This window comes from Desulfatiglans parachlorophenolica (assembly GCF_055394735.1).
In genome coordinates, this window is record NZ_AP042460.1 from 3,299,509 (window position 1) to 3,315,408 (window position 15,900).

18 protein-coding genes are annotated in these 15,900 nt (G+C 57.3%); 10 read left to right on the forward strand and 8 right to left on the reverse strand.

The annotated features are described in order from the left end of the window. Positions 1-120: 120 nt before the first annotated feature. Together ftsZ and ACZ500_RS15465 are read left to right on the forward strand one after the other, a co-directional pair. Positions 121-1,386, forward strand: coding sequence for a cell division protein FtsZ (ftsZ, locus tag ACZ500_RS15460; RefSeq protein WP_464228260.1), 1,266 nt, complete (start codon positions 121-123; stop codon positions 1,384-1,386). Positions 1,387-1,431: 45 nt separating this feature from the next. Next, complete coding sequence (locus ACZ500_RS15465; protein WP_464228261.1) at positions 1,432-3,186, forward strand: radical SAM protein; 1,755 nt, start codon at positions 1,432-1,434, stop codon at positions 3,184-3,186. Between the two features lie 39 nt (positions 3,187-3,225). Here ACZ500_RS15465 and tssJ read toward each other — a convergent pair whose 3' ends face one another. After that, positions 3,226-3,768 (reverse strand): type VI secretion system lipoprotein TssJ, encoded by a 543-nt coding sequence (tssJ, locus tag ACZ500_RS15470; RefSeq protein WP_464228262.1) that lies wholly within the window; start codon positions 3,766-3,768, stop codon positions 3,226-3,228. A 73-nt stretch (positions 3,769-3,841) separates the two neighbouring features. Between tssJ and ACZ500_RS15475 the strand changes: the two genes are divergently transcribed. Further along, positions 3,842-4,009 carry a hypothetical protein gene (locus ACZ500_RS15475; protein ID WP_464228263.1) on the forward strand — a complete coding sequence of 56 codons (168 nt, stop codon included), beginning with the start codon at positions 3,842-3,844 and terminating at the stop codon, positions 4,007-4,009. Here ACZ500_RS15475 and ACZ500_RS15480 read toward each other — a convergent pair. Both ACZ500_RS15480 and ACZ500_RS15485 read right to left on the reverse strand, forming a co-directional pair. Continuing rightward, a complete protein-coding gene (locus ACZ500_RS15480; RefSeq protein ID WP_464228264.1) occupies positions 4,006-4,170 on the reverse strand; it encodes a hypothetical protein in 165 nt (54 codons plus the stop codon). The genes ACZ500_RS15475 and ACZ500_RS15480 overlap by 4 nt on opposite strands. A gap of 101 nt (positions 4,171-4,271) precedes the next feature. Next, the gene (locus ACZ500_RS15485; protein WP_464228265.1) at positions 4,272-5,075 is read right to left on the reverse strand and encodes a hypothetical protein; all 804 of its coding nucleotides are present in this window, start codon (positions 5,073-5,075) and stop codon (positions 4,272-4,274) included. A gap of 58 nt (positions 5,076-5,133) precedes the next feature. Between ACZ500_RS15485 and ACZ500_RS15490 the strand changes: the two genes are divergently transcribed. Beyond that, entirely contained in the window at positions 5,134-5,289 is a 156-nt protein-coding gene (locus tag ACZ500_RS15490) for a hypothetical protein (protein ID WP_464228266.1), read from the forward strand. 347 nt (positions 5,290-5,636) lie between these two features. Next, positions 5,637-6,212, forward strand: coding sequence for an MBL fold metallo-hydrolase (locus ACZ500_RS15495; protein ID WP_464228267.1), 576 nt, complete (start codon positions 5,637-5,639; stop codon positions 6,210-6,212). 64 nt (positions 6,213-6,276) lie between these two features. Here ACZ500_RS15495 and ACZ500_RS15500 read toward each other — a convergent pair whose 3' ends face one another. The 4 genes from ACZ500_RS15500 to ACZ500_RS15515 form a co-directional block, all read right to left on the reverse strand. Beyond that, positions 6,277-7,224, reverse strand: a complete 948-nt coding sequence (locus ACZ500_RS15500; protein ID WP_464228269.1) for an MBL fold metallo-hydrolase — start codon at positions 7,222-7,224, stop codon at positions 6,277-6,279. A gap of 204 nt (positions 7,225-7,428) precedes the next feature. Beyond that, on the reverse strand, positions 7,429-8,397 hold the full coding sequence (locus ACZ500_RS15505; RefSeq protein ID WP_464228270.1) for a rhomboid family intramembrane serine protease: 969 nt from the start codon (positions 8,395-8,397) through the stop codon (positions 7,429-7,431). A gap of 153 nt (positions 8,398-8,550) precedes the next feature. Continuing rightward, entirely contained in the window at positions 8,551-10,383 is a 1,833-nt protein-coding gene (typA, locus tag ACZ500_RS15510; RefSeq protein WP_464228271.1) for a translational GTPase TypA, read from the reverse strand. A 230-nt stretch (positions 10,384-10,613) separates the two neighbouring features. Further along, positions 10,614-10,784, reverse strand: coding sequence for a hypothetical protein (locus ACZ500_RS15515; RefSeq protein ID WP_464228272.1), 171 nt, complete (start codon positions 10,782-10,784; stop codon positions 10,614-10,616). A 262-nt stretch (positions 10,785-11,046) separates the two neighbouring features. On the opposite strand from ACZ500_RS15515, the gene ACZ500_RS15520 reads away from it, so the two are divergent. Together ACZ500_RS15520 and ACZ500_RS15525 are read left to right on the forward strand one after the other, a co-directional pair. Next, positions 11,047-11,361, forward strand: coding sequence for a hypothetical protein (locus tag ACZ500_RS15520; RefSeq protein WP_464228273.1), 315 nt, complete (start codon positions 11,047-11,049; stop codon positions 11,359-11,361). Beyond that, positions 11,358-12,272: a phosphoribosylanthranilate isomerase gene (locus ACZ500_RS15525; RefSeq protein ID WP_464228274.1), complete on the forward strand. Its 915-nt coding sequence runs from the start codon at positions 11,358-11,360 to the stop codon at positions 12,270-12,272. Before ACZ500_RS15520 ends, ACZ500_RS15525 begins: the two co-directional genes overlap by 4 nt. 353 nt (positions 12,273-12,625) lie before the next feature. Here ACZ500_RS15525 and ACZ500_RS15530 read toward each other — a convergent pair whose 3' ends face one another. Further along, positions 12,626-12,970 (reverse strand): CGGC domain-containing protein, encoded by a 345-nt coding sequence (locus ACZ500_RS15530; RefSeq protein ID WP_028321153.1) that lies wholly within the window; start codon positions 12,968-12,970, stop codon positions 12,626-12,628. A gap of 291 nt (positions 12,971-13,261) precedes the next feature. On the opposite strand from ACZ500_RS15530, the gene ACZ500_RS15535 reads away from it, so the two are divergent. The 3 genes from ACZ500_RS15535 (at position 13,262) to ACZ500_RS15545 (ending at position 15,793) form a co-directional block, all read left to right on the forward strand. Then, positions 13,262-13,411, forward strand: coding sequence for a hypothetical protein (locus tag ACZ500_RS15535; protein WP_464228275.1), 150 nt, complete (start codon positions 13,262-13,264; stop codon positions 13,409-13,411). Positions 13,412-13,696: 285 nt separating this feature from the next. Next, positions 13,697-13,978, forward strand: a complete 282-nt coding sequence (locus ACZ500_RS15540; RefSeq protein ID WP_464228276.1) for a hypothetical protein — start codon at positions 13,697-13,699, stop codon at positions 13,976-13,978. Continuing rightward, positions 13,979-15,793, forward strand: coding sequence for an ATP-binding protein (locus ACZ500_RS15545; protein WP_464228277.1), 1,815 nt, complete (start codon positions 13,979-13,981; stop codon positions 15,791-15,793). It abuts the gene before it with no gap. Positions 15,794-15,900 lie beyond the last annotated feature (107 nt).

Genomic DNA, 15,900 nt, shown 5'->3' on the forward strand with positions numbered 1-15,900 from the left:
ATCGAGCATCCGGGTGCAGCCGGCCCTACGAGGGGGAGGCGCAGCCTCGCGCCGAAACGAGGCGGAAAGGCCTTTTCCGGATGGACACCATTCAACCCTGGAGGAGAGAGGAGGGACACCATGAAATTTGAGTTTGTGGAGGAAAAAGAGCGGTATCAGGCCAAAATCAAAGTGGTCGGCATCGGCGGCGCCGGCGGAAACGCCATCAACAACATGATCGCCGCGAAATTGAGGGGCGTCGACCTCATAGCGGCCAATACGGACTGCCAAGATCTCGACCGTTCGACCTGCCCGTATCGTATTCAATTGGGTCCTGAGACGACCAAAGGCCTCGGTGCGGGCGCCGACCCCGAAATCGGGGCCGCATCCGCGGAGGAAAGCATCAACGAGGTCAGGGAGGCCGTCGAAGGCGCCGACATGGTATTCATCACCGCGGGAATGGGAGGGGGGACAGGGACCGGAGCTGCCCCGATCGTGGCCCGGGAATGTAAAACCACCCATGCCCTGACGGTCGCCGTAGTTTCGAAGCCTTTCGAATTCGAAGGGCGCAAACGCATGACCCGTGCCCTTGACGGGATTGAAAGACTCAAAGACGAGGTCGACAGCCTGATCGTTATTCCGAACGAAAGACTGAAAGCCCTCGGCGGCAAAAGCGCGAGCTTCAAGGATCTGATCGTCAGGGCCGACGACGTCCTCCTGCAGGCCGTGCGCGGCATCTCCGACCTGATCATGAGCACCGGCTTCATCAACCTGGACTTCGCGGATGTCAAAAAGGTCATGGAGCAGAACGGCACGGCCATTATGGGCATGGGCCGGGCAACCGGTGAAAACCGCGCTATCGAAGCTTCTCAGATGGCCATCAACAGCCCCCTCCTGGAGGACCTGTCCATCCGCGGAGCCAGGGGGCTACTCATGAACATCACCGGCCCGTACGACATGACCATGGACGAAATCGACGAGGCCTCCAAGTACATTAAAGGCGAGGTCAATGACGATGCCGACATCTTCTTCGGCGTGGTCTTCGACGAAAACTGCGGCGAAGAAGTGCATGTGACCGTCATTGCCACGGGCATCGACAGTGCCCCGGAGGAGGAGGAAGAGGCCCTGCCAAGGAGCGGCCCTACCCCCGGCAAACGGGAGTATGCCAATGTGGTCAAGATCCGGGATATCAGCCCCGAGGAAGCCGGCGAAACCTGGACGGTGCGCTTGAACGGAGAGAGATTGGATCTGGATACACCAACCTTCCAACGGATCGGGAAATCCCTTCCGGACGAGCCGGATGACATGGCCCCCGAGAGACAGAAAAAGAGGAAAGGGCTCTTCAGCAAACTGGGGTTCAGGGAAAATCTGGAGATTCCGACCTTTATGCGGGTCAAAGCCGATTGATCCAGACCGGGATCCATCAGAGATGATGAGGAGTGAGAGACCGCAGTGGCAGACCAGCTGATTTCCCTTTATCGCAAAAGGCTTGCACGGGAAAAGGGCTGGGTCGGAAAGGAGTGGGGAGGACGCTGCGCCGTCGCTCTGGCCTTCCCCAATACCTACCGTCTCGGTATGTCCAACCTCGGGTTTCAATCGGTCTACGGCCTGATGAACCAGAGACCGGACGTTTTGGCGGAACGGGTCTTCCTGCCGGGAGGCCCGGAGATGCCCCTTTATCTCCAGACCGGCAGGCCGCTCCTCTCGCTCGAATCGCAATCACCGGTCGGAGACTTCCACCTTTTGGCCTTTTCCGTCCCGTTCGAGAACGACTACCAGAACATCCTGAAGGTCCTCGATCTGGCCAAGGTACCCCTTGCCGCCGAGGACCGACGTGACACCCACCCTTTCGTGATGGCCGGGGGGGTCACCACCTTTCTCAACCCCGAGCCTCTGACCCACTTCATCGATTTTTTCCTTCTCGGGGAGGCCGAGGAGACACTCCAGCCCTTCCTGGACCTGTTCGTGGATTTGCTGCGCAGAGGGACAGCCCGGGTCGAAACCCTCATGCAGCTCGCAGCACAGGTCCCGTCCCTCTACGTCCCTTCGCTCTATCACGTCTCCTATGCCGAGGACGGACGGATCTCCGCATTCATCCCGAAGCATGCTACCGTCCCCGCCAAGATACCCGTTGGCAAGCGCCGGACGCTCACGCCGCCCCCCGCGCATTCGCAGATCATTACAGCGGAAACCGAATTCGGCGAACGCCCGCTGGTCGAACTGGGCCGCGGCTGTGGACGCTCCTGCCGATTCTGCGCCGCGGGCTATATCTACCGCCCCCCGCGCTGGCACACGATCGAGACCCTCCGCACCTGCATCGAGGGCCTGCTCGCAGATCATCCGGAGCTCGGGCTTCTGGCCCCATGCGTCAACGATCTGCCCGAGATCGAGGTGCTCACGGGGTTTATCCTGGAACAGGGGGGCTCTTTTTCCGCTTCCTCACTGCGTGCCGATGCACTGACCCCGACCTTGCTCGAGCACCTCGAGGCGGCGGGCCGGAAAACGGTGACCATCGCCCCCGAAGCGGGCTCGGAGCGGCTGCGCCGGGTAATCAACAAGCACCTCTCGCGGCAGGATATTCTCAACGCTGCACGATCGATCGCCGAAACGTCCGATTTCGCCTTACGGCTCTATTTTCTAATCGGTCTGCCGACCGAAACTCAGGAGGACCTTTCCGAAATGGTGCAACTGGTCAAGGCCATCAAGCACCGGATGATCAAGGCCTCGGCGCCGCGGGGCACGCTCCGCCCGATCACACTGAGCATCAACTGCTTCGTCCCCAAACCGTTCACGCCCTTCCAATGGTTCGGCCTCGAAGATGTCCGTGAACTCAAAAAAAAGCAGGCTTGGCTGCGGCAGGCCTTTGCGCGGGAAGGAGGCGTGAAGGCGACGTTCGATGTACCCCGCTGGGCTTACATACAGGCCCTGCTGGCCTTGGGAGACCGCAGGGTATCGCGTATTCTGACGGCTGTCCACCGCTCGGAGGGAAACTGGAAAAAAGCCCTGAAAGAATCAGAGGTCAACCCGGAATTCTTCGTCTCACGGCCGAAGGCCTTCGACGAAATCCTGCCCTGGGACTTTATCGAACATGGCATCAGGAAAGAACACTTGCTGAGGGAGTATCACCTGGCGCTGGCGGCGGAAGAATCCGAAATCTGCGAGGTCGGCAAATGCCGCCGCTGCGGTGTATGCCGAGCGTCCGAGTGATCCCTCCGCTGTGCCCCGGACAGACCTTCACTCGGCGCCTCAATCACCCTGGCGAGCGGCCTCGGCCTTCTCGATACCCTGCGGCCCCAACGTCAGACGGACCACCATCTCCGCCTCCTGAAGGGACCTGCGAAGCATCCAGCCCTTTTTGATTTCGATCAGCGGGATCTGGAACAATCGAACCGTCGCAGACCTGTCCAGACCGGCATAACCGGCCACCAGCCCGACGTATCGCGCACCTTCGGCCCGGTCCAGGACAAAGGTGTAGTCCTGCCCGGGACGAATGCCGAGCTTCTTCTCATAAACTACGCCGGGCGGCATGACGACGCAATTCTTCAGGGTCTCGAGGCCATGAGGCTCATCGGCATAGCGCTCGAACCCACCGGTTTCATTCAACTGATGCACGCAAAGGCTGAGGAGGGATGCACGCTCCTGTGCGGGTAGGATTCCCATCTCGGTCTTTACGTGGATGACAATGGCATTCTTTCCGAAGTCGTATTCCGGCGGCAAAGGTGCATGGGCGGCACAGCCTGCGGCCAGAATGAACCAAGCAGTCATGGGGGCAAGCAGATTTTTTTTCATGGCCTTCTCACGATTTCAGACTGAAACCCGGACGAACAACGGAGGCAAATCGCTCATCAGTTTCCATCCCGAAGTGGTCTCTTTTGCCAATCTCGGCGTCAATCTGCACGATTGCTTGTGCAGCGACCACCAGGCCGCGTCCGCGCGGGCACTTGATTTCCTCGGCATTGGCAAAACCCTCACTTTCAGATTGGAAACTGGGTGGTACCGGGAAATCATCTCCGGATGGAGACGAGACTAGTGTCCATCCGGAAAAGAGCATCCAGCGCGGCAAAGTTTCCAATCCGGAAATGAGGATTTTTGGCCAATATCAAGGAAATCAAACGTTTGAGCGGAGGCGACCTGCAGGTCGCCGCACAAGCAAACGTGCAGATTGACGCCGAGATTGGCCAAAAAGACCATTTCCGGATGGAAACGAGACTAGCACCCCTGCAAAGGCAAGTCAACCGCCCGTCCTTGGACCATACCTGAGGCATCGGTTTCACGGTAAGCCCAAGGGACATTTACAGAAGAAATTTTTCGGGTTCGGCAGCAATTTTTTGAAGAGATTCGCCGATTTCTTGCATATGCAACCCGTGTCCAACCCGGTGGTCCACCGTCATACTAAACAAAGCGATATGTTTTTCTTTTACGTGGCCATTTTCCAGAAAAAGATGCGGAATCGGTGAATGTGCATGTATTCTAACAGGTACATTGCCGATAACCGGCTTAATGAAAAGGAATGTCGAAGGTTTTTTAAATGTATGATTTAAAAAAATAATATTGGAAACCAAGCCCCTTTCGAATCCCATCTCGAACAATTTTTTTCCACCGATCAATTTCGTGATTCCCAACCTGATCATGAGCCCCATTATCTGCACATTTATTTTTTTAGGGGGCGTTGAGTATTCTCTCGCTTTGGAAACCATCTTACGTTTGAACTCTCTTTGGATGGTCTCTAATGATTTTAACTGGCAGTTCTCCATAATTAAATGCGCTAAAACTTCATTATTGCCAGGAAGCAGGAATCCGTTTGCAATATGAACGCCTTCTTTTTGGTATACCTTGTTACCGAAAACTATTTGATTGGCGATTGGATTTTCAGAAATAACAATAGAAAGCATTTTATTGTATATTGCATGAAGGCTGATAGATTTCCCTGTTTTTCTAAATTCATCTATCAACCTCACAAATGGACCAACGTCAATTGGATACATGATTGTTGCATAAGGATCCGGAGAATTATTCAACATGTTCATCATCATCATTCGGAAAATGCCGATTTCTTCCGATCTGAGCCTTCTCATCTGCAGCGTCTTCTTTTTCATGATCATTAGTCTCCATCCGGAAATGATTTATCCAGCACGACCAAGTTTCCATCCGGAAATGGGCATTTTCTTCACCGGCGCGGGTAAAAGCGCCAAGCGAAGCCCTCATTCCCGATTTTCCCGGGAAATGATTCAGCTACGCGAAAACGGCGCTTCCGAACCAGCCGGATTTCCACTTGATTTAAACTCTTCAAGATATATTTTTATAAAATGAACATTTGAGATCCTTGAGGTTCCTCCGGGAACGATAACCGGTTCTTCACCGAAAACGCACCGGCGAAAGCGGGTTCTCGGCTAATGGGCCGCTTCCGGTCCCATTGGTCATTGGTTTTCATCTGGAAGTCATTATTCAGTACGACCAAGTTTCCAATCCCGGCATAATGATTTTTCTTCACAGCCTTCGGCGGCTCTGTCACACCCCTTCGGGGTGGGCCCCGGTCTCGCCGCTATCAAGGAAACGTGCAGATCGACGCCCAGATTGGCGAAAAGACCATTTCCGGATCGAATCTAACCTTATAATCATTTCCAACCGAAGCCGCAGAGCGATCAGAAAGGGGTCTTATGCTGAAAAAAATTCCGGTCGGCGCCTACCAGGCCAATTGTTACATCATCGGATGCAAAAAAACACTTCAAGGCGCTGTTATCGATCCAGGAGACGAGGTTCTGAGGATTATGAAGGAAATTTCCGAGAGCGCTTTGAAGATCTCTGCAATCCTCCTGACCCATGGACATTTCGATCATACAGGCGGGGCAAGGGAACTCAAAAGGATCACCGGGGCCCCTGTCCTGATCCATCCTGCTGACGCGCCCGCGCTCGAATTCCCGCCGGATAGCCCGCTCCACGAAGGGCAACGGATAGAGGTGGGCACTTTCACGCTTTCGGTGATCCATACCCCCGGTCATTCTCCCGGCGGGGTCTGTTTTCTGGCCCCCGGCGCCGTTTTCACAGGGGACACCCTTTTTGCCGGCTCCATCGGCCGAACCGATTTTCCCGGCGGGGACTACGCCGGCCTGATCCACGGCGTCACGGTAAAGATCTTTCCTTTGGGTGACGACCTCAGGGTCTATCCGGGCCACGGCCCACATACCAGCATCGGCCAGGAAAAACGCTTCAATCCCTTCTTCAGAAACGCATGAAAAAACAGCATAACAAGGGGGGAAAATCACACGATCGCGCGTGAGGGTGTTGGCCTGCACACACCTATCCTCCCTGGCCACCTCCCAGCAGGCGGTGCATGCCGTCGAAAGCCACGGTCACGCGGGACGGTAGTCCGTAATCCGCTGCAATGCTGTCCACGACCTGCTGCCACTCGGACTGGCAGCGTGGGACAGGGTATGGGTCTCCGCCCCACGGCGGGCGAAGCGGGTCCTTCGCTGCATATTTCTTGAGCATATCGTTGGCCGGATCACCCGGCACGCAGTCTCCGTCGCCGATGTGCACGAGGAAGGTTTCCCGTCGCGGATCGAGGAGCCGAATATAATCCAAAGCCCTTTGAAGACTCATATGGTGGGGGCGATTGCGGCTGGGTTCGTGAAGCCAGAAGGACTGCATCACCAGATAATCCGGGCGCATCAGCTCGCGCGGCACCTCCGGGAGCGTCATGAAATCGGAGGGATAAACAATGCGCAGAGGCGGCCCGCCGCGACCCGGCACATCGATCAAATACCCGACAGATCCTGCAGCAAAGGCGCCGTGCTCCGTCCTGAAGGGAAAAATGCCGAAGCCCGCCGCCTCTTCCCAGCGTCCCGGCTCCACGATCACCGGCCGGATGACCTCCATTTCGACGAGATAGCCGAACCGCAGGGATACAACCTTCCAGGCGGGAGCCGTCATGAAAACGGGAATGGCACGGGAACGCCCCTTCGGAGCCGTACGCTTGTAGGAAAAAAGCTCGTCGAGGCCTATGTAGTGATCTCCATGCTCATGGGTCACCAATACGGCATCCACGCCCCCGATCTCATGGCGTGAAAGCTGGTCCGCGATGTCCGGACCGCAGTCGATCAGCAGGCGCCCTTCCCCCTTCAGGAGCAGCGCCGTCCGGGCCCGCGATTCCCCCCTCCGCCGCATCTCCCGGCAAATCAAGCAGTCGCAGTTCAGCTCCGGGACTCTCCAGGCGCCCCCTGTCCCGAGAAAGAAAAGATCCGTCACAATGCCCTCCGCCCAGAGAATGTTTTCATGCTGAAATCGTTGTCCATTACCTGCCAGTTTCAAATCCGGAAATGAGGATGGCTCCGCTCCTGCTCAATCCCACCCATTCGGGGCGGGTCCCGGTTTTTTCACCGGCTCCGCTTCCGACAACATCCTGCGCCATCAAACCCTATGATGCCGACGCTTCCCCGCATCGCCTCGAAATCACTCGATCTGGACCTTCAGAAAGAGATCGCCGCGGCGCTCGGCATCGATCCTTTTCCCGAGACCGCCAAGACGCAGATAGGTGCCGGCCCGAACACCCGGTGGGATCGTCACCCTGAACGGGCGCTTCTGATACCCCCAGGGGATGTTGACGATCTTGTGGGCCCCCTCTTCGGCCTCTTTCTCGGTAATGTGAATGGTTCCGTAGAGATGGGGCTCCTCTCCCGAACCCACCGGATGAATCACCTGCAAACGGTGGCTGGTCCGCTTCGCGGCCTTTCGGCGCACCTCTTCGCTGAGCCCGGTCGTGGGCACGCGCTGAAGAAGTTTCAGCAAAATCATCCCGAAAACAAAGCCGCCGATATGCGCCCACCAGGCGATCCCCCCGCCGTGCGCGGACGTCCCCGCCGCGCTGATGAACTGGATCAGAAACCAGACGCCCAGAAAGAAAAACGCCGGGATTTCAATGAAATAAGGAATAAAAAAAATCGGGATCAGCGTCAGGATGCGCGAGGCCGGGAAGAGCAGAAAATAGGCCCCCATAACACCCGCTATCGCACCGCTCGCACCGATGGTGGGAATCTGGGAATGGAAATTGATGAAGAGATGACTCAGGCCCGAAGAAAGGCCGCAGAGAAGATAGAACACCAGGTAACGGAACGGACCCAGACTGTCCTCTACGTTGTCCCCGAAGATATACAGAAACCACATATTCCCGAGCAGGTGCCAGAAGCCGCCGTGAAGGAACATGAAGGAGACAAAGGGCAGGGCCTGTTCGGCGAAGGTGAAGTGGGCGCTCACCTCCGGCACGGAGTAGCGCGCCGGCACGAGCCCGTACAGGAAGATAAAACGATCGAGCCACGGTCCCTGACCCATCTCGACCAGATACAGCAGCACATTGGCCGCAATCAGCAGGCTGTTGACAACCGGATAGGTCTTGGAACGGATGTTGTCCCTGATCGGTATCATGCCCTGCCTCCGGTCTCCACAGACGCCTCATGCCGGACGAAGCCCGACCATGCATTTTCACAAGCTGAAGGGCGACTTCTCTCGTGGATGGCTAACCGGCCGCACTCCCGGTTCGCCCGCAGATCGGCTCCCGGAAAGGGCTCGCTTCCGGCCTCAGGCGGCCCGGTTCTTCTTCTCCGCCGCCCGGACAAGATGTCGATCCTGCGCCGAGAGCATCCATTTCCGGAGGCGGATGGACTTGGGGGTCACCTCGACCAGTTCGTCCTCCCGGATGAAATCGATGGCCCTTTCGAGCGGCATAGGGGTGGGCGGCGTCAGGATGATATTTTCGTCCTTGCCCGCCGCACGTACGTTGGAAAGCTTTTTTTCCTTGCACGGATTCACGTTGATATCGTTCTCGCGGTTGTGTTCTCCGATGATCATTCCTTCGTAAACCGCGATTCCGGGCGGGATGAACAACCGGCCGCGCGGATCGAGGTTGAACAAGGCATAGGCCACCGAGCTGCCCTGCCGGTCCGAGACGATGGAGCCGGTGAAACGGGTGGGAAAGACACCGCGATAAGGACCGTATCCATCGAAGTAGGCGTTCATGATGCCAGTCCCTCTCGTATCGGTCAGGAATTCATCCCGGTAACCGATGAGGGACCTCGAGGGGACGCTGAATTCCAGCCGTGCGCGGCCATGCCCCGCGTTGGCGAGATCCACGAGGTGCCCCTTGCGGATGTTCAACTTTTCCGTAACGACTCCGATATACGCCTCGTCGCAGTCGATGAAGAGCCGCTCCAGGGGTTCGAGCCGCTGCCCCCCCTCCGTTTTGAAGATCACCTCCGGGCGCCCGACACAGAACTCGAATCCCTCCCGGCGCATAGTCTCGATCAGGATGGCCATCTGGAATTCACCGCGGCCCTTGACGGTGAAGCTTTCCCTGTCCTCCGTCTCTTCGACCCGGATGGCGACGTTGCGCAATGTTTCCTTGAGGAGGCGTTCCCGGATCTTGCTGGACTGGACATAGCGCCCTTCCCGCCCCGAAAAGGGCGAGGTGTTGATGGTGAATTTCATGCTCACCGTCGGTTCGTCCACCCGGATACGAGGCAGGGCCCTCGGCGATTCACGGGTGCAGATGGTGTCGCCGATCTTCACTTCGTCAATTCCCGAAAGAACGATAATATCTCCCGCCTCGGCCGACTCCGCCTCCTTGAAACCTATTCCCTGATAGGTTTGCAGCGTCACGACCCTGAGCGCCTTCTCCTTTCCGTCCTCACCGATGCAGATCAGGCTCTCTTTCTGATGCACCTCGCCGTGCACCACCCTGCCTACCGCGAGGCGGCCGAGATAATCCGAGTAACCGAGATCCGCAACGAGCATCTGGAAAGGTTGGCCGGCATCATGGGTCGGAGCGGGGATCTCTCTCAAGATCGTATCGAAGAGGATATACAGATCTTTTGCCTCCTCTTCAAGCCGTTCCTTGACCACTCCCTCCCGGCCGATCGCATAGAGGAGGGGAAATTCCAACTGCTCCTCATTGGCCCCAAGGTCGATAAAGAGGTCGTATATCTGATCCAGAACAGTTCTCGGCCGGGCATCCTTACGGTCTATCTTGTTGATGACCACGATCACTTTCAGCCCCGCCTCCAAGGTCTTTTTGAGGACAAACCGCGTCTGTGGGAGCGGCCCTTCGGAGGCATCCACCAGCAGAAGCGCCCCATCGGCCATCGAAAGGGCGCGTTCCACCTCTCCGCCGAAATCGGCATGGCCGGGGGTGTCGATGATGTTGACCTTCACGCCCTTCCACTCGACGGAGCAATTCTTCGCGGCGATGGTAATGCCACGCTCCCGCTCGAGATCCATCGTGTCCATCATCCGCTCGTCCAGAAGCTGCCCTTCCCGGAAAAGGCCGCTCTGCTTGAACATGGCGTCCACCAAGGTCGTCTTGCCATGATCCACGTGGGCGATGATGGCTACATTGCGTATCCGTTCGTTTCTCACAACCGTCCTCGATTCCTCGTTGCCCTCTAAATGAGCTTGTCCGAAATTAGATTAAATAATCTATACTATTACCTTTCAGATATATATCAATAAAAAAATGCGTTTCATCCGGACCTTCTCGCCAAACCGCGTAACCCTAACAGGGAAAGGCGTTTGAGTGCGGATACAGTATACACAGTATACACCCTACCATGGGAAACACGAATCGGAGATACGCTCTGCATTCGAAATCATGTCCTGTCGCCGGGCACGTTTAGCGCTTGATTCCTGCATCGATACAGGCTAGTTTCCATCCGGAAATGGTCTTTTTGGCCAATCTCGGCGTCAATCTGCACGTTTGCTTGTGCGGCGACCACCAGGTCGCCTCCGCTCAAACGTTTGATTTCCTTGATATTGGCCAAAAATCCTCATTTCCGGATTGGAAACTCGTCGTGTTGGATCCTTATTTCCGAATGGATGCCAGTTTCCTCTTCTCCTGGAAATGGTCTTTTTGGCCAATCTCGGCGTCAATCTGCACGTTTGCTTGTGCGGCGACCACCAGGTCGCCTCCGCTCAAACGTTTGATTTCCTTGATATTGGCCAAAAATCCTCATTTCCGGATTGGAAACTCGTCGTGTTGGATCCTTATTTCCGAATGGATGCCAGTTTCCTCTTCTCCTGGAAATGGTCTTTTTGGCCAATCTCGGCGTCAATCTGCACGTTTGCTTGTGCGGCGACCACCAGGTCGCCTCCGCTCAAACGTTTGATTTCCTTGATATTGGCCAAAATGCGACCCGCCCCGAACGACTAGGACTGCGCCGGCGAAGAAAAACGCTCGTTTTCGGATTGAAAACCTGCCCTTGCCGGGCGACCATTTCCGGACGGAGACCGTTTCGCTTTCGTGAGGAAAAGGCTGTCAGACACAAGTCGATTCCGATCCGAAAACAGGTTGGAATCCGGAAACCAAGCGTGTGTTCAGGAGGTGTATTGCAGTTATGATTACCCAGATCTACGAAATTCAGACCCCTGCAGAGGCGGAAGGATGCCTCGCAGCCGGTGTCGACCACATCGGCTCTGTCATTTTCTCCCGGGAAGACTACCAGCTCCCCGACCTGCGGGAGGTGGCTCGGACCGCCAGGGCGGCGGGCGCCAAGATTAGCATCATCCCGCTTTTCGACCACGAAGAAACCCTCCTGCGGACCATCGATTACTACCAGCCCGACTATCTTCACTTCTGTGAGGCCATGGTAAATTCCAACCTGGAGATTGTCCCCCTCGGACCCGTGATCGAATTGCAGACCCATATCAAAGAATATGCGCCAGAGGTCGAGATCATCCGTTCCATCCCCATTCCCTTGCCCGGGCGATCCGCGGATTTTCCCACGCTCGAAATCGCCAGGGAACTGGAGTCATCCTCCGACATCTTCCTCATAGACACCTGGCTCAGCCGACAACCGGTCGAAGGCTTTATCGGCGTCACGGGGCGGATGCCGGACCTGGAAATGTCGCGCTACCTCGTCTGGCAAAGCGCCATACCGGTCATTCTTGCCGGCGGCCTCTCGCCCGACAACGTTTACGATGCCGTTATGAGCGTCAGCCCGGCAGGAGCCGACAGCTGCACCCTGACCAACGCCGTCGGTCCGGACAACCGACCCGTCCGATTTCGAAAGGATCTGGAAAAGGTTCAGCGGTTCGTCCAGGAAGTGCGGAGGGCCGGCTGCGAATTGGCGGAGAGGAAATCGGCGATCGAAACAGAGCTGCGACGCTTGAAAGGCGAGTTGGAGGAAAGGGAAAGGGCCCTGCCTGCCCATTCCGTGAGACCCCATCAATTGCTTGCCATCGAGGACCTCGAGGAGGAGATCGCAGCAAAGGAGCGCGAACTGCACGGGCTGAGATTCAGCCACCTCTAAACAGGCAGGCGGAGATGCACCCCTCGAAAGAGGCCTTCAGGGGTGTTCGAAGAAAAGCCTGACCGCCGCCTGCCGGGAATCTTACAGGCAGTGCGCGGCATATTCGGCCCAAACGGAGAGACCGCCCGGCTTCCACCGGACGGTCGCCGATTTTCACGGTTCGCGAAACACCCGGGATCGAAGATTCTCAGCACCTCTTTACCGAGTCCAGGTCCGAACAAAAACGGCGCTCAGCCGGCAAACCGCCATACCCGCGGCTTGCAGCGGAGGGGAGAAACCCGTCCGCAGGGCGATGAACCTGCAGGCGTAACGATGAATCGACCCATAAAAACCCGTTTCAGCATGGAAACCCGCTAATGATATTCGTGCGTCCCGAGCTTGACGGGGATCCCGGTTTTGCCCTTTATCGCCTCGGCCATCTCTTCGGCACTCGCATACGGACAACCCGGCTTGGCATTGACCAGGCACGAACTCAGGTAGATCTCATCCGGCTTGATTTCCGAGAGCTTCATGGCCATCCCGATATTCGGAACGATCGTGCGGCCGGGGCACTCGCATTTGACGAACCCAACCACCTGCGAAGGTTCATCGAATTTTCCTTCCCCCATAACGGCGGCTTTCAGGCAGCGCCACTCACCGGGACAGCCGTAGCCGCTGTCCATATATGCACCACACCCAACCACCATCACTTTTTTCATCATGGACCTCCTATCTGATTATACTGTTTATGGGATCGTTCGAAGCGGCAGGCCGTCATCGACATGCTGTCCCGCTGTCCCGCCGTCCCGAGGATAAAAATTACGCCCCCCCTTATACGCCTTTGCGGACACTATGGGAAGACCCGGAAAGCCATCAACGGCTTCTGCAGCAAAAAAACGAACCTTTTCCGGGATAGATATAAGCCGGCATCTGCGTCATCCCGCCTGTGCCCTTGCAAAAACCGGATGATTTCTATACCATCGATCGCAGTAACTGGTTTCCATCCGGAAATGGTCTTTTTGGCCGATCTTGGCGTCAATCTGCCCGTTTGCTTGTGCGGCGACCACCAGGTCGCCGCACAAGCAAACGCTCGATTTCCTGGACATTGGCCAAACCGGGACCCGCCGCGGAGCGGTAGGACTGAGCGGCGAAGCCGGTGAAGAAAAATCCTCATTTTCGGATTGGAAATTAGGTCGCGCTCGATCGTCATTTCCGGATGGACACTGGCTGGCTGAGAAATGTCCCTATCCGGTTTCGGTGTCCTTGGTAAATCTTCTCAAGACTCTCTTCAACCCTCCCCCGGCTTGTGGACCGGTATCAGACCAGAAAGATTCCTTTTTGGCGGATTCGCATTCGCGCGAAAAAAATTCTTTCTCGTTGCCGACAAGCATTCTATTTTTCTTGAGGGATCAGAAGGCTGGCCTTGAATTTGTTTCCATCCGGAAATGGTCTTTTTTGCCAATCTCGGCGTCAATCTGCCCATTTGCTTGTGCGGCGACCACCAGGTCGCCTCCGCGCAACCGCTTGATTTCCTTGATATTGGCAAAAAATGCTCATTTCCGGATTGGAAACTGGGTTGTACCGGGAAATCATTTCCGGACAGACACGAATTTGTCAGAAGTCGGAAGATCCAGGGGCAAAGCGGCCGTGAGACCGGAAAGGCAACGTTCACCCGACCGATCGGCGAATCATCTTGTTCTTGGATGGAAACGGATCGAGGCTTTTGAATGGCATTCCAACGCCCCAAAGGCGGTCTTTGGGCGATCACGCCTCCCTGGATCATACTCGGTGTCCTGCTGATCCTGGCCCCGCTCTTCGTCTTTTTGACCCTTCAGACCATCCATCGGCGAAACGAGATGACGACGGAGCTCCTGCTGGAAAAAGGGGCGGCCCTTATCCGTTCTTTCGAGGCAGGGGCCCGCACCGGCATGATGGGCCAGCAATGGGGCGGCCTGCAAGTCCAGCGACTGCTGGTCGAAACCGCCCGGCAGTCCGATATCCACTATCTGATGGTCACGGACGAAACGGGGCGTGTCCTGGCCCACAACGATCCTGCTCGGATCGGGGAAACCTATGGAAATGGAATGGATCTGGCGACGATCACCGCCTCGCAGGAGCTGCGCTGGCGCCGCCTGGACTCCCAGGGAGAGGATGCCCCCGTCTTCGAGGTGTTCCGCCCCTTCTCACCGACACGCTCCGCAAGAGGACACATGCCTCGCCGGGGTTTTGGACGGGACGGACCGCCCCGCCCCGATGACCCTCGCGCCGACTGGTGCCGGCCCCATCTGGAAGGCATCGACCCGGATCCCGGAAACCGCCAGATCATCTTTATAGGGCTCGACATGGGCCCCATCGAGGCCGCCCGCCGGGACGACTTGCGGCACACGGTTGTCACGGCCGCGATCCTTCTCCTCATCGGGCTGACGGCGATATCCCTGCTGTTTCTGGCGCAGGCCTACCGATCCACCCGCGTAGCCCTGTCGAGCGTCCAGGCCTTCACCGGGCACCTCGTCGAACGGATGCCGGTCGGCCTCTTAGCGGTCGACCCCGAGGGCCGGTTCACCTCCATCAATCAGACCGCAGGGCGTATGCTCGGCCTCCAATCCCACGGCCTGCTCGGCAAAACCGCCCGGGAGCATCTCCCGTCTGCGCTATTGGCCGTTCTCGACGCCGTCGCCGAAACCCATCAGGCGGCTGAAAAAGAGGTGACGCTCCCCGGAAAGCAAGACGGATCCCTGCCCTGCGACGTGATGGGGACCCTGCTCCATAGAGACGACGGAACCACCATGGGCGTCCTGATCATCCTCAGGGATCTCTCCGAAATTCGGCACCTCAAACAGGAGGTCGCCAGGAGCCAGCGCCTGGCATCCGTCGGCAAACTGGCGGCCGGGGTCGCGCACGAGATCAGGAATCCACTCAGTTCCATCAAAGGGTTCGCCACCTGGTTCAAACAGCGGCACCGCGACGACCCTGCGGACCTCAAGACCGCAGACATCATGATCCAAGAGGTCGACCGTCTGAACCGCGTCATTTCCCAACTGCTGGAATTCGCGCGCCCAACGGTCCTGCATCGGGAGTCGACCAACCTCGAGGCCCTGGTGCTCCGCTCTCTCGAAACGGTGCGCGATCAGGCGGGAAAGCGGAGCATCCGCATCGAAACGGTCTTCGACCCGACGGTCCTGTCCATAAACCTCGACCGTGACCGCATCAGCCAGGTGCTCCTCAACCTGTTTCTCAATGCGATGGAGGCGATGGAAGAGGGCGGGGTGATGCGCGTGGCCGTCAAACAGGAAGGGGCTTCCGGGGCCCTTGCCATCAGCGTCGCCGACACCGGCAAAGGGATTGCGGCACAAGATCTCCCAAACATCTTCGATCCCTACTTTACGACGAAACCGTCCGGCACAGGACTGGGACTGGCCATCGTGCACAATATCGTCGAAGCCCATGGAGGCGAAACGCTGGTTCAGAGCACCCCGGGGGTCGGCACCACCGTGACGGTGCGGCTGCCTGCAGCCGCACTGCAGGAGCGATCCCCGGCCTGAGAACCCCCGAGCGGAAGGCTGCCTGTCGGCATCGGTCCGCCCGGGAACCCCGGCCGTCATCCGACGTTTCGGCCGGCGGCGATGGGCCGCAAATCGAAAGGAGTCGT

Excerpts from the sequence above, each read along its gene's own strand:
- ACZ500_RS15490 (WP_464228266.1), top strand. The coding sequence starts at position 5,134 with ATGGGCATTTTCTTCACCGGCGCGGGTAAAAGCGCCAAGCGAAGCCCT.
- tssJ (WP_464228262.1), bottom strand. The coding sequence starts at position 3,768 with ATGAAAAAAAATCTGCTTGCCCCCATGACTGCTTGGTTCATTCTGGCC.
- ACZ500_RS15505 (WP_464228270.1), bottom strand. The coding sequence starts at position 8,397 with ATGATACCGATCAGGGACAACATCCGTTCCAAGACCTATCCGGTTGTC.
- ACZ500_RS15520 (WP_464228273.1), top strand. The coding sequence starts at position 11,047 with ATGGTCTTTTTGGCCAATCTCGGCGTCAATCTGCACGTTTGCTTGTGC.
- ACZ500_RS15480 (WP_464228264.1), bottom strand. The coding sequence starts at position 4,170 with ATGGTCTTTTTGGCCAATCTCGGCGTCAATCTGCACGTTTGCTTGTGC.
- ACZ500_RS15540 (WP_464228276.1), top strand. The coding sequence starts at position 13,697 with ATGGTCTTTTTTGCCAATCTCGGCGTCAATCTGCCCATTTGCTTGTGC.
- ACZ500_RS15485 (WP_464228265.1), bottom strand. The coding sequence starts at position 5,075 with ATGAAAAAGAAGACGCTGCAGATGAGAAGGCTCAGATCGGAAGAAATC.
- ACZ500_RS15545 (WP_464228277.1), top strand. The coding sequence starts at position 13,979 with ATGGCATTCCAACGCCCCAAAGGCGGTCTTTGGGCGATCACGCCTCCC.
- ACZ500_RS15530 (WP_028321153.1), bottom strand. The coding sequence starts at position 12,970 with ATGAAAAAAGTGATGGTGGTTGGGTGTGGTGCATATATGGACAGCGGC.
- ACZ500_RS15535 (WP_464228275.1), top strand. The coding sequence starts at position 13,262 with ATGGTCTTTTTGGCCGATCTTGGCGTCAATCTGCCCGTTTGCTTGTGC.
- ACZ500_RS15525 (WP_464228274.1), top strand. The coding sequence starts at position 11,358 with ATGATTACCCAGATCTACGAAATTCAGACCCCTGCAGAGGCGGAAGGA.
- ftsZ (WP_464228260.1), top strand. The coding sequence starts at position 121 with ATGAAATTTGAGTTTGTGGAGGAAAAAGAGCGGTATCAGGCCAAAATC.
- ACZ500_RS15495 (WP_464228267.1), top strand. The coding sequence starts at position 5,637 with ATGCTGAAAAAAATTCCGGTCGGCGCCTACCAGGCCAATTGTTACATC.